This is a genomic window from Streptomyces sp. NPDC003300 (assembly GCF_040610915.1).
Classification (GTDB): domain Bacteria; phylum Actinomycetota; class Actinomycetes; order Streptomycetales; family Streptomycetaceae; genus Actinacidiphila.
In genome coordinates this window covers 37,023-50,316 of record NZ_JBEXNE010000016.1, presented here as the reverse complement: position 1 = coordinate 50,316, position 13,294 = coordinate 37,023, and the positions used below count along the sequence as shown (strand labels likewise).

Here is a 13,294-nt window from a genome sequence, read left to right as displayed (position 1 = left end):
CGTTCCAGCGGTCGCCGACCAGCGAGGCGGTCACCAGGTCGCCGCCGACCCGTCCGACCAGGTCGATCCGGCCGGACTCCGAGGACGCGGCGGCGGGCGCCGCGTCGAAGCGGGTCCGCTCGTCCACCTGCGACCAGGCGTTCCAGTAGCCGTCGGTCAGCGTGCGGCGGTAGAGCAGCCCGTCGGTGCCGAGCCCGAACAGGTCGATCCGCCCGGCGTGCGCGGACGCCACCGCCGGGTCGTCGTCCACGCTTATCCCGGTGAGCTTGTGCCACGCGCCGTAACCGGAGCCGTCCCGGATCACGTACCAGACGTTCTTGTCGGCGCCGCGGGCGAAGACGTACGTGGCGCCGTCCATGGTGAGGGCGCGCGGGCCGCCGAGCAGCTTGACGCCCGCGGCCGGTACGTCCTTGTACGACGACCACTGCGGGAGCGTGACGGGCGCGCCGGTGCGGCCCTGCGGGGAGGCGGCGCCCGCGGTGGGCGCGGTCGGGGTGCCGCGGGTGGCGGTCGGCGTCGGGCTGGGCGGGGCGTCGTCCCGCGAGGTGCCGCCGGAGTCGTTGCCCGAGCCGGAGCCCGCGGTGGCGATCCCCCAGCCGCCGATGCCCGCGACGGCGAGCGCGGCGGCGGCCGCGGCGGCGAACTTGATCCGGCGCTGGCGCACGGCGTCGGAGACCGCGCGGTGCCGGGGGCTGGCCGGGCGGCCCGGCGCCGAGGCGCGGCGCTGGCTGTCGCGGGCCGCCTTGCTGCCCTTGCCGTTGCGGGAGGCGGCCCCGTAACCGGCCAGCTCCTCCGCCGTGGGCAGCTTGATGCTGGTGTGGGTGTCCCGGCTGGAGTCCGGCGCGGCGCCCCTGACCAGCGGTACGGCGCCGCGCGGGCGGTCGGCGCCGGGGCCGCGGGGCGGTTCCGGTGCACCGGGCGGCAGGTCGGCGAAGCCGTCGTCGTACGTGTCCTGGTCGTCCGCGCCCGGTCCGCCGTCGTCAGTGCCGGGGGCGGCGACATCGAGCGCGGGCAGGCCCGCGAGGTGCGGCAGCAGGTCCCTCAGCCGGGTGGCCAGCTCGCCCGCGGTCAGCCGCGAGGCGGGGGCCTTGGCCAGGCAGGCCGCGAGAATCCGCCACAGGTCGTCGGTCAGACCGGGCAGCGGCGCGACGGTCTCGGTGACGTGCCGGCGCAGCACCGCGCCGGGGTGGCCGCCGCCGAACGGCGTGAACCCCGCGAGGAGTTCGTACAGCACGGTGGCCAGCGCGTAGATGTCGACCGACGCGCGCGGCGGCAGGCCCTCGATGATCTCCGGGGCCAGGTAGTCGGGGGTGCCGATGATCCGGGTGGCACGGGTGCGGCGCGGGGTGTCGACCAGCCGCGCGATGCCGAAGTCGGTGAGCAGCGCGGGCGGCGCGCCGCCGGGGCCCGTGGCCACGGCCGAGTCCAGCAGCACGTTCTCCGGCTTCACGTCGCGGTGGACCACGCCCGCCGCGTGCGCGGCGGCCAGCCCGTCCGCCACGTCCGCGGCGATCGCGACGGCGGCCTCCGGCACCAGGCGCCGCTCGCGTTCCAGCCGCGAGCGCAGGTCGGTGCCGCGGACCAGGTCCATCACCAGGGCGAGGTCGGTGCCGTCCACCACGAGGTCGCGGATGCCGACGATGTGCGGATGGTCCAGGGAGAGCAGCGCCGTGCGCTCCTGCACGAAGCGGCCGACGAGGTCCTGGTCGGAGGCGAGGTCCTCGCGCAGCAGCTTGATGGCGACCGGGCCCTCGGGGCCCTCGCCGAGCCACACCGTGCCCGCGGACCCCCGCCCGAGCACCTGGTGCGCGGTGTACCGGCTGCCGATCTTCCTGGCCAAGGCTTGCTCCGACTCCTCCGACAGTCCGTCGTGTTGGCGACAAAGCTACGCGGATCAGGGGCCGTTCGGGGTACGCGAGCCCCCTCACGCGCCGTTCCGCCACAGAAATCACCCTCCAGAAGTCGACAAATCCCCACCCCAAGCACCCCACCGGTGCAAGGGTGCCTCGCCGAGAGGGCGCCGCCTTCGGGGGTGGGTGCGGGGGGTGCGGCGGGGGTGGGTGCCGGGGGGGTGGGTGCGCAGGGGGTGGGCGCGGCTGCGGGGTGGGCGCGGCTGCGGGGTGGGCGCGGCTGCGGGGTGGGAGTTCGCCGCTGGGGTCCGGTTGCGCAGGAGGCTGCGCCCCAAGGTCGCTGCTAAGCAGGAGGGTTCGCCGGTGGGGCGCGGGTGCGCAGGAGGGTTCGCCGCCAGGTCACCGCCGCGCAGGACGGTTCGCCGCTGGGGTCCGGTTGCACGAGGGGCTGCGCCCCAAGGTCGCTGCTACGCAGGAGGGTTCGCCGGTGGGGCGCGAGTGCGCAGGGGGGTTCGCCGCTGGGGTCCGGTTGCGCGAGAGGCTGCGCCCCTGCGGTACGGCTGCGCAGGTGGGTTCGCCGGTAGCCATGGAGCCGAAGGGCGCGCCGGTGTTGAAAAGGAGAACGCGCACAGTGACCGAGGAACGAGGGAACGAGCACGATCGACTGTCGACACCGGGTCTAAGCGCCCGGAGGCGGAAGGGCGGCAAAAAAAAGGGGATCGGGGTGCGCATAGAAAGGACGGCTCCCCCGCAGGGTGAGGATGCGAGAGGCGGTTCGCACGACGGTGAGCCCACACAGGACGGCACCCACCTACCCTCACCGCAACGCTGAGCCGACGGTAAGGGGTTCGCGCGGACGGTGAGCCCGCGCGAGACGGCACCCACCTAACCTCACCCGCAACGCTGAGCCGACGGGAGGGGGTTCGCGCATACGGTGAGCCCGCGCGAGACGGCACCCACCCACGGCGAACCGCGCGTGGGAGCCCTTCTGCGGGAGCCCACCGCGCGGGGAGCCGCCTCGCGCATCCTCACCGTGCGTGCGAGCCCTCTTGCGTCAGCTCACCGCGATCCCCTTTTTTGCCGCCCTCTCGCCTCCGGCGGCTTAAATCCGGTGTCGACGGTCGATCGTGCTCGCTCCCTCGTTCCTCGGTCGCTGTGCGCGTTCTCCCTTTCAACACCGGCGCCGCCTTCGGCTCGCTGGCTACCGGCGAACCCCACCTGCGTAAACGCACCCGAGCGGCGAACCCCACCGCCCAGCGCTGCCGTAAGGGCGCAGCCCCTGCGCAAACGCACCCCGGCGGCGCACCCCGGCGTCAACCGGCGGGCGGAGCCCGTTAGTTGCCGTTGGAGTCGCCCGTGATCGAGGAGATTTTGTCGTAGACGGTGCTGACCCAGCCGGAGGAGGCGTCCCAGAGGTTGCGGGTGCTGTTGACCCAGTCGGGGAGGGGGGTGGTGTACCAGACGACGACGAAGATGACGACGATCACGAGGATGACGGTGAGGCAGCCCTTGAGGCAGCCGAGGCCCGGGATCTTCATGGGGTTGGCGCTGCGCTGGCGGGGCTCGCGTTGGCGGGGCTCGGGCGCGGGGGCGGGCGGGCGCTGGGGCTCGTAGCGTTGCGGCTGCGGCTGTTGGTAGCGCGGCTGTGGGGGCTGAGGGCGCTGCTGCTGGGGCTGCTGGTACGGCTGCGCGTAGCCCTGTCCGCCCTGCTGCCCCCGACCCTGGCCCTGGCCCTGGCCCTGGCGACCCTGCCCCTGGCCCTGGTGCGGCTGGCGCGGGGGCTGTTGGGGTTGGGGCTGGGGGCGGCGGCGCGGCTCGCGGCGCAGGGGGTCCTGTTCGGGGGAAAGGTAGCGCAGCTCGGTCTGCTCGTTGCGGTGCCGCAGGGCGCTGAGCTGGGATTCCCACGGGTGCGGGCCCTGGGGGGTGCCGGGGCCCTCGTCCGGGATGGGCGGCAGGACGCGGGTGCCCTCGGCGGCGGCACCGCCGGGGCCGGGGTCGCCGGGCAGTTCGGTGGTGGAGGCGTTCGGGTCGTAGGTGGAAGGCGTCGCGCCCTGGCGGGAGGGCAGCACCTGGGTCGGCTCCGCGTCTCCGGAGGCGGAGGCGGAGCCCTGGCCGGTGCCGGGGACCAGCGTCGGCGTCGCGTCGGGCGCCAGGAGGCCGCCGACGGCGAAGGCCGCCTCGGCCGCGGCGGGCGAGGAGTGCACGCCGATGCCCGCGGCGACCACGCGCAGCGCGCGGGCCAGGTTCTCGGCGCTGGGCCGCTGCCCCGGCTCCTTGCGCAGGCAGCGCTCTATCACCGTCCACAGCGGTTCCGGCACGGTCGTGGGGCGGCGCGGCTCCTGGTTGAGGTGCGCCTGGAGCACTTCGATGGCGCTGTCGCCGCGGAACGGCGGACGCCCGGTGACCAGCTCGTACAGCAGGATGCCCGCGCCGTAGACGTCCACGGCCGAGGTCTGCGGGCGGCCCTGCGCGGACTCCGGCGCGATGTAGGCGGGGGTGCCGACGAATTCGTGGGTACGGGTGAGGCCCGGCGAGTCCGCGAGCCGCGCGATGCCGAAGTCGGTCAGCATCGGGTGCATCTGCGGATTGCCGTCCTCGCCGGTGACCGTGGCGAGCAGCACATTGGCGGGCTTGAGGTCGCGGTGCACGACGCCGTCGGCGTGGCTGGCGGCGAGCGCGTCGGCGACGGCCGCGGTGAGCAGTGCGGCGCCGACCGGGCTGAACGGCCCGTTCTCCCGCAGGTAGCGGTGCAGGTCGGGGCCGTCGATCAGGTCCATCACCAGGGCGAGCAGATCGCCCTCGACGACCAGGTCGCGGACCCGGACGATGTGCGGGTGGCGCAGCCGGACCAGCACGGAACGCTCGCGCAGGAAGCGCATCACCACGTCCGGGTCGCCGGCCAGCTCTTCCTTGAGCACCTTGACGGCGACGGCGCTGCCCTGCTCGCCGCGCACCTGGCCACGCCAGACGGTGCCCGTGGCGCCGCGTCCCAGCGGTTCCTCCAGGAGGTACTTGCTGCCTACCGGCCGCACGTCATGCGCTCCCTGCTCCGTAGTGTGTCCGCCCTGACCATGCGCGCCGCCGGCACGTGCGCGGCGGTGCTCATGGCCGTACTCATGGCGGGCTCGCCCTGATTCCGGCCAAGCGTAGTGCCGCCGGGCGGACCCGCGTCCTGGCCGCGCCACGGGAATCGGCCCGTGCCGCGTTCCGTCCGGCGTTCCGTCCGGCGTTCCGTGCCGTGCCCGGTGTCACGCCCACGACCCGCCGCCGGCCCGCCCACGACCCGCCGCCGGCCCGCCGCCGGCCCGCCGCCAGCCCGCCGTCGGCCGGACGACGGCCCGGCGAGGGCCCGCGGATGGTCCGGGAACGCCCGAGAACGTCCGAGAACAGTTGTCCGACCTAGGACGCGAGGACCGGGCTGTTGGTTGCGTCACGTGGTGTCACGGGCATGTGCCGTGGCGCGCGGTGAATCGCGCACGGAGGGCCCGCGCCCGGTTTGTGGCGGCGATCGGCCGCGAGCGGCGGCTTTCCGGTCGGATGCGGCGCTCTTTCCGGACGGTTTCCGTCGCGGGATGATCATCTGCCGTACTTTCAAGATCACTCGGGGCGGGACCGGGGACGGGGTGTCAGTGGCGGGTGGGAGGATGCACCCGTACGGTCCGGTTGGGGCAACGGGGGCTCCACCGCTCGTGCTTGTACGTGTCGACGCGCCCGCGCGCGGCCGGGGAGGGGACTTCCCGCCGCGGGTCAGGGCAGAAGGGGAGCGCGGACGAGATGCAGATCCGGCTGACCGTCCTCGGGCCGCGCAGCGGTCGGGCCGTGCGCGCCTGCGACGTGCTCATCACCGCGCCCGCGGGGACCACGCTGGGCGCGGTGGCCGGTGCCCTCGCCTCCGCGGCCGGGTCCGGGCAGCCGGGCAGGTCCGCCGGGGCGTCCGTCGCGCTCTTCGCCGGGACGCTGCGGCTCGCGCCGACCACGCCGCTGGGCGTGCCGCCCCTGGTGGACGGCGCCCTGCTCTCGCTGCACGCGCCCGCGGAGCAGCGCGGCGGCCATGTCGCGGACCACGGTCAGTACGGCCGGTTCGGGCAGTACGGGCAGCCGCCCGCCGAGACGGCCAGGCTGCATGTGGTCGGCGGCCCCGACGCGGGCGGTGTGCACCTGCTCCAGGGCGGCCAGGCCAGGATCGGCCGCTCGGCCGACGCCGACGTGCCGCTCGACGACCCGGACGTCTCCCGTCTGCACTGCGAGGTCGCCTTCGGCGCGGACGGGCTCATCACCGTCGCCGACCTCGACTCGACCAACGGCACCACCCTCGCCGGGCGGCCCGTCGGCCCCCGCCCCCTCGCGCTGCCCCCGGGCGCCCTGCTCCGGATCGGCGAGTCGACGCTCCGCCTGGAGTCGGGAAGCCCCACCGGGCCCTCCGCGCTCGCCGCCGAGCCCGACGCCGACGGGCACCTGCGCGTCTCGCTGCGCGAGCCCTCCGCGCCGCTCCCGGTCGCCGACCCCTCGTCCACCGTCACGCACGGCGCGGGCCTGGCCCTGGGCGCGGCCGTCGACGCAGGCGCGGGTGCCGCCACCGGCCCCGGTGCCTTCGGCGGTACGCGGCCGGACGGCCTCCCCGGCGCGGGTACGTCCGGCACGGCGCACAGCCGTCCCCCGGCGGCACCCGAGGCCGACGCCTACGGCCGTACGCCCGGCGCCCCGTACGACGCGCCGGGCGCCGCCGCCGACGTGTACGGCGACGACGGCGACGAGGACGACGCCCCCCTGGGCAGTGGCCGCCGGGCCACCGGTGAGCGCCGGGCGCCCGGATTCGACAGCGCGCGGCGCCCCGGTGGCGGCGGCGTCGTCGGGTCGATAGGGGCCTGGGCGCGGCGGCGGCTCGGCGCGGCGAAGGGCGTCGCGGACGACGGGGACGGCGGGGAGGCCGAGTCGCTGCGGGAGCGGTGGCCCGATCCCGCGGCCGTCCTGCTGACGGCGCTGGGCCCGGGGCGGCGGCTGTGGGAGCGCGGTCCCGGCCATCCGGACGCGCTGACCGTACGGCTGGGGACGGCGGATCTGCCGTCCGAGGACGGGACGCGGCTGCTGACGGCCGTGCCGTTCACCGTGGACCTGCTGGCGCCGCGGACGGCCGCGCTGACCCTGGCCGGGCCCCGGCCGCGGCTGGCGGGTCTGGCGCGCGCCGTCCTGGCACAGCTCTGCGCGCTGCACTCCCCCGCCGCTCTTGAGCTGGTGATGCTGAGCGCCGACCGCGCCCGCACCGCCGACCAGCGCGCCGAGGAGTGGTCCTGGCTGAACTGGCTGCCGCATCTGCGCCCCGCGCACGGCCAGGACTGCCGGCTGCTGCTGGCCTTCGACCGGGACCAGGCGGACGCGCGCACCGGCGAGCTGGCGCGCCGTCTGGAGGCGGGTCCGCTGGGCGCGGGCTGGGCCGCCGCGACCCCCGAGGCGGCTTCGGCGGCGGCGGCCTCGTACGAAGGGCCCTTCACGCTCCTGGTGGTGGACGGCGATCCGGGGTCCACGACGCTGCGGCAGACCGTGGCGCGGATCGCTGTCGCCGGACCCTCGGTCGGGGTGCATGTGCTGTGCCTGGCCGAGAGCGGGGAGCGGCCCGCCGTGGACACCGGGGTGGTGGCCCGGCTGTCGGGCGACGTGGCGACGACGCTGCGGATCGAGCCCGCGGGCCCGGCCGCCGCGAGCGCGCCGCCGGAACCGGCCGCCGACGAGATCGTGCTGGACGCCGTGTCGGCCGCGTGGGCCGAGCATTTCGCGCGCGCCCTGGCGCCGCTGCGCGAGGCCGACGGCGAGGTGTCCGGCGCCCGTTCGCGGCACGCGCTGCCCGGCACCGTACGGCTGCTCGACGAGCTGGACCTGGCGCTGGCCACGCCCGCGAAGATCGCCGACCGGTGGGCGGCGGCCCCCGCGGCGGTCGGGGCGGCGACGGCCGTCCTGGGCGTCGGCGCGGGCGGCCGGGTCGCGGTGGACCTGGTGACCGAGGGGCCGCACGCGATGGTCGGCGGCGCGCCGGGCTCGGGCAAGACGGAGCTGCTGCGGTCGGTCGCGGCGGCGCTCGCGGCGGGCGACCGCCCCGAGCGGCTGTCCCTGGTGCTGGTGGACGGGGCGGGGCAGGACCGCGGCGAGGGCCTGCGCGCCTGCGCCGACCTGCCGCATGTGAGCACGCATCTGGTGGCCTCGGACCCGTTGCGGATGCGGGAGTTCGCGCAGGCGCTCGGCGCGGAGCTGAAGCGGCGCGCGGAGCTGCTCGACGGGCAGGACTTCGCGGCCTGGCACGGGGACCGGCTGGTCGCCGCGACCGTGCCGCACCAGGGCGGGCCGCACCAAGGCGGCCGGTCCGACGGACGGAACGAGGCGCGCGCCGGTGAGACGGGGGCGCGCAAGCCCACCGGTCAGGGCGCGGTGACGGCGCGGACCCAGCCCGTGCTGCCCCGGCTCGTGGTGGTCGTGGACGACTTCGACGAGCTGGTCGCGCCCGGTCTCGGCAGCACCGGCAGACCGGCGGCGGGCAGTGTCGTCCGGGCGCTGGAGGCGGTCGCCAGGGAGGGCGCGCGGCTCGGTGTGCACCTCATCGCGTCGACCGGCCGCCCGGAGCGTACGGCGGCCACCGAGGCCGACGAGCGGTCCCGGCTGCGGATCGCGCTGCGCATGCCGGACGCGGAGTCCGCGGCGCTGCTGGTGCATGTCGAGGACCCGGCGGGGCTCGACGACACGGTGCCGGGGCGCGGCTATCTGCGGCGGCCCGGCGGCGCGGTGACGGCGTTCCAGGCGGGCCGGGTCAGCGGCCGTATCCCGCGTACGGCGACGCTCCGGCCGACCGTCGTGGCGCTGGAGTGGGAGCGGATGGGCGATCCTCCGGCCCGCCGCCAGGTCCGCGAGCTGGGCAACGGCCCGACCGATCTCGCCCTGCTGGCCAGTGCCTTGCAGCGGGCGGCGGAGTCGGCGCCCGAGGAGGCGGGCGCGCGCGCCGCGGAAGGCGCCGCGTCCGCGAGCGCGCCGGGTTCCGCCCCCGGCCCGCTGATCTGACATCGCGCGCCCGTCGGACGGCCCGTCGGACGGGCATCCCGCCGAATCCGCCCGTACCGACGCGTCGGAAGCGTCCGAAGCGTCCGCGCGCGGATTTCACGCGGATGCCCTGATCCTGCCCCGTCCGCCAATTCGTACCCGCACGGCGATCCGATTCCGTCCGGCGGGCGGAAACCGTCATTGGTCTGAACCGGTCAGGTGGCGGACGGCGGTCAACTGGCCCGCGTCAGACGGCTGATCTGCGATGTTCCGACGGTCATCGCGCACGCCGTCCGTCGATTCTCGTGCGGATAGGCCGATTTGACGGGGCGTTGGCCAACGCCCCGTCATGCGGCACACCCGTGCCCCGGCATTCGGGAGGCGCGTGACGGACAAGCGGCGATATTCCAACAGCCGTCCCTGTTAAAGCGTTTGGCTCAAGATCACGTCATGGTCACGATAGCTGTCACGGAGCCCCGTACTCCCTTGCGGCTGGGGTTCGCGAAGGCATAGGACAGACGCCACGGGACTGAGGGGATGGCCAGATGCGTACGCTGAAGAATCCGCGCACCAGCCGAAACAACCGCACTACGCGCATAGCGCTCGCCACAGTGACGGCGACCGCGCTGGCGTTGACCGCCGCCGCGTGCGGCGGTGACAGCGACAAGAAGGACGACGGCGGGAAATCGCCGAGCGCGTCCGCCACGAGTTCCGCCTCGGGGGTCAAGCTGCCCGATCTGCACGGGCAGAAGCTCGAAGTGGCCGCCGTGTGGACGGGGCCGGAGCAGAAGAACTTCCAGAAGGTGCTGGACGAGTTCGACAAGCTCACCGGAGCGAAATCGACGTTCGTCCCGACCGGCGACAGCCAGTCCACCTTCCTCGGCACGAAGATCGAGGGCGGCGCCCCGCCGGATGTCGCCTTCCTCGCGCAGAACGGCGTACTGCACCAATTCGCCGACAAGGGCTGGCTGAAGCCGCTGGGCCCCGAGGCGACCGCGCAACTCCAGAAGAACTTCTCGCCCGGATGGCAGAAGCTCGGGGCGTGGAAGGACAAGCAGTACGGCATCTACGCGAAGGTCTCCAACAAGTCGCTGATCTGGTACAACAGCGCGGCTTTCGAGACCGCGGGCGCCTCGGTGCCCAAGACCTGGGACGACTTCCTGAAGACCGCGGAGACCGTCTTCGAGTCGGGCACCGCGCCGGTCTCGGTGGGCGGCGCTGACGGCTGGACGCTCACCGACTGGTTCGAGAACATCTACCTCTCGCAGGCCGGACCCGAGAAGTACGACCAGCTCGCCGCGCACACCATCAAGTGGACCGACCCGTCGGTGAAGGACGCGCTCACCACGCTCGGGCAGCTCTTCGGCAAGAAGGACCTGCTCGCGGGCGGCAACAGCGGCGCGCTCGCCGCCGACTTCCCGAAGTCGGTGACGCAGGTCTTCACCGGCAACCCGCCGGCCGGCGCGATGGTCTACGAGGGCGACTTCGTCTCCGCGTTCATCGCCGCCAACACCAAGGCGAAGGTGGGCACGGACGCGAAGGTCTTCCCGTTCCCCGCGGTGGGCAGCGGCAAGGCGCCGGTGGTCAGCGGCGGTGACGTGGGCGTGGCGCTGAAGGACAGCCCGGCCGCGCAGGCGCTGCTGACGTACATCGCGACGCCGGAGGCGGCCAAGATCTGGGCGCAGGGCGGCGGTTACCTGTCGCCGAACAAGTCGCTGGACTTCGCGGCGTACCCGGACGACGTGCAGCGGTCCATCGCGCAGGCGCTGATCGCGGCGGGCGACGACTTCCGCTTCGACATGTCGGACCAGGCTCCGGCCGCCTTCGGCGGGACCAAGGGCCAGGGCGAGTGGAAGGACCTCCAGGACTTCCTCTCCAAGCCGTCCGATGTCGCGGGCGTGCAGGCCAAGCTCGAAGCGGACGCCGCCAAGGCGTACGGGAACTGAGGCGAGATGCCCCCGATGGCTGACTCCGCCGCGGGGGCGGGAGGCGGCGGCACCGCTGTGACGGTGCCGCCGCCGCCCGGCCCTCTGCCCGGGCCGCCCACCAAGGGACCGGGCCGCCGCAGGAGCCTGATGGGCACCCGTCCCTGGGTGGCCGCGCTCTTCCTGCTGCCCGCCCTGATCCTGCTGGGCGCGCTCGTGGTGTACCCGATCGTCTACACCGTCCAGCGCAGCCTCTTCGACGCCGACGGCAGCGCCTTCGTCGGTCTGAAGAACTTCGGCACGGTCTTCACCGACCACGGCATCCTCACCGCCGTGCGCAACAACGCGATCTGGGTGGTGGTCGCGCCGACCGTGGCGACCGCCCTCGGTCTGGTCTTCGCCGTGCTCACCGAACGGGTGCGCTGGAGCACGGCGTTCAAGCTGGTCATCTTCATGCCGATGGCCATCTCGATGCTGGCGGCCGGGATCATCTTCCGGCTGGTGTACGAGCAGGACCCGGGGCGCGGCGTCGCGAACGCCGTGGTGGTCGCGGTCCATGACACGTTCACCGACAACGCGGCCTATCCGGGCGCCAGGCCGCGGCCCGGCGGCGATCTCGCGCCGAGCGCGGGCGGCTCCTTCACCACCAAGTCCACGGCCCGGCAGGGCAGTCCCGCGGATCTGCCGCTGATCGGCATCCCGCAGAACAAGCTGCCCTCGAACGCCGTGGACGCCAAGCCCGCGCCCTCGCAGCCGGATTCGGTGACCGGCACCGTATGGCTGGACTTCAGGCCCGGCGGCACCGGGAAGCCCGGTGTGATCGATCCGGGCGAGAAGGCGCTGTCCGGTGTGAAGGTGCAGGCGGTCAAGGACGGCAAGGTGGTGGCGACGGCGAAGTCCGGGAAGGACGGCACGTACAAGCTGCCCGCGTCCGCCGCCGGGGCCCAACTGCGGCTGCCCGCCTCGAACTTCTCCGGCAAGTACAACGGCGTCAACTGGCTCGGCCCGAATCTGATCACGCCGTCGATCATCGGCAGCTACATCTGGATGTGGGCGGGCTTCGCGATGGTGCTGATCGCGGCCGGTCTGGCCGGGGTGCCGCGGGAGCTGATGGAACAGGCGCGGGTGGACGGCGCCAACGAGTGGCAGGTGTTCCGCCGGATCACCGTGCCGCTGCTGGCCCCGGTCCTGGTGGTCGTCACGGTCACGCTGATGATCAACGTGCTGAAGATCTTCGACCTCGTGTACATCATCGCGCCCGGCAACACCCAGTCGGACGCGAACGTCCTGGCCCTCCAGCTCTATCTGTCGTCCTTCGGCGGCGGCGACAACCAGGGGGTGGGCAGCGCGATCGGTGTGATCCTGCTGCTGCTGGTCCTGCCGGTCATGATCTTCAACATCCGGCGGCTGCGCAGGGAGGGACGGCGATGAGCGCGGAATCGGCCGCCATGGCGGGCGGTCCTGAGACGGGCGGCCAGGCGGCGAAGGGCGACGCGGTGCCCGAGGCCGCGCCGAGGCCGAAGGAGAGTGTGGCCGCGCGGATCGCGGCCCGCGCGAGCGGCGGCCTGGTACGGGTCTTCCTGCTGGTGGTGGCGCTGTTCTGGCTGATGCCGACGATCGGGCTGCTGCTGTCGTCGCTGCGTACGCCGAGCGACATCTCGGCCAGCGGCTGGTGGAAGGTCTTCACCTCGCCGTCGGAGCTGACGGTCTCCAACTACCGCACGCTGCTGGACAATCACGCGATCACCGACTCGCTGGTGAACACCGCGCTGATCACCGTGCCCGCGACGCTGCTGGTCGTGGTGATCGGCTCGCTCGCCGGTTACGCCTTCGCCTGGATGGAGTTCCCGGGCCGCGACTGGTGGTTCATCGCCGTGGTGGCGATGCTGGTGGTGCCGGTGCAGGTGGCGCTGATCCCGGTCGCGCGGCTCTTCGGCGACATCGGGATCTTCGGTGACATCTCCGGTGTGGTGCTCTTCCACACCGCGTTCGGACTGCCCTTCGCGATCTTCCTGCTCCGCAACTTCTTCGCGGAGATCCCGCGCGAGCTGCTGGAGGCCGCGCGGCTGGACGGCGCGGGCGAGATCCGGCTGTTCGTGCGGGTGGTCATGCCGCTGGGCGGCCCGGCCATCGCGTCGCTGGGCATCTTCCAGTTCCTGTGGGTGTGGAACGACATGCTGGTCGCGCTGATCTTCGCCAACAGCGACGCGCAGCCGATCACGGTCGCCCTCCAGCAGCAGGTACGGCAGTTCGGCAACAACATCGACATCCTGGCGCCCGGCGCCTTCGTGTCGATGGTGGTCCCGCTGGTGGTCTTCTTCGCCTTCCAGCGGCAGTTCGTGTCCGGTGTGATGGCGGGCGCCGTCAAGTAGCCGCCACGGAGCCGTCCAGCGGCCGTCCAACAGCCGCCCGGGAGCCACCGGGTGGCCACCGGGGAGCGGCGCACGCGCGGGGCGGCGGGATATTCGGTATGAAACGGGGGGCGTCGGGCGCTTTACA

At 73.9% G+C, this 13,294-nt stretch carries 5 protein-coding genes and 1 pseudogene; 4 read left to right on the top strand and 2 right to left on the bottom strand.

Annotated elements, in window-relative coordinates:
• Positions 1-574 precede the first annotated feature (574 nt).
• Positions 575-1,840: pseudogene (locus tag ABZX65_RS22890) on the bottom strand (serine/threonine-protein kinase); the annotation flags it as partial.
• Between the two features lie 1,344 nt (positions 1,841-3,184).
• Entirely contained in the window at positions 3,185-4,882 is a 1,698-nt protein-coding gene (locus tag ABZX65_RS22885; protein ID WP_355342955.1) for a protein kinase, read from the bottom strand.
• A 742-nt stretch (positions 4,883-5,624) separates the two neighbouring features.
• On the opposite strand from ABZX65_RS22885, the gene ABZX65_RS22880 reads away from it, so the two are divergent.
• The 4 genes from ABZX65_RS22880 (at position 5,625) to ABZX65_RS22865 (ending at position 13,167) form a co-directional block, all read left to right on the top strand.
• On the top strand, positions 5,625-8,891 hold the full coding sequence (locus ABZX65_RS22880) for an FtsK/SpoIIIE domain-containing protein (RefSeq protein WP_355342952.1): 3,267 nt from the start codon (positions 5,625-5,627) through the stop codon (positions 8,889-8,891).
• A gap of 524 nt (positions 8,892-9,415) precedes the next feature.
• Entirely contained in the window at positions 9,416-10,816 is a 1,401-nt protein-coding gene (locus tag ABZX65_RS22875; protein WP_355342949.1) for an extracellular solute-binding protein, read from the top strand.
• A 129-nt stretch (positions 10,817-10,945) separates the two neighbouring features.
• Positions 10,946-12,226: a sugar ABC transporter permease gene (locus ABZX65_RS22870; protein WP_355343277.1), complete on the top strand. Its 1,281-nt coding sequence runs from the start codon at positions 10,946-10,948 to the stop codon at positions 12,224-12,226.
• A gap of 17 nt (positions 12,227-12,243) precedes the next feature.
• Positions 12,244-13,167 (top strand): carbohydrate ABC transporter permease, encoded by a 924-nt coding sequence (locus tag ABZX65_RS22865; protein WP_355343274.1) that lies wholly within the window; start codon positions 12,244-12,246, stop codon positions 13,165-13,167.
• Positions 13,168-13,294 lie beyond the last annotated feature (127 nt).

What these genes read in the sequence shown, in the direction of transcription:
- ABZX65_RS22880 (WP_355342952.1), top strand. Translation starts at nt 5,625, where the DNA reads ATGCAGATCCGGCTGACCGTCCTCGGGCCGCGCAGCGGTCGGGCCGTG.
- ABZX65_RS22875 (WP_355342949.1), top strand. Translation starts at nt 9,416, where the DNA reads ATGCGTACGCTGAAGAATCCGCGCACCAGCCGAAACAACCGCACTACG.
- ABZX65_RS22865 (WP_355343274.1), top strand. Translation starts at nt 12,244, where the DNA reads ATGGCGGGCGGTCCTGAGACGGGCGGCCAGGCGGCGAAGGGCGACGCG.
- ABZX65_RS22870 (WP_355343277.1), top strand. Translation starts at nt 10,946, where the DNA reads ATGGGCACCCGTCCCTGGGTGGCCGCGCTCTTCCTGCTGCCCGCCCTG.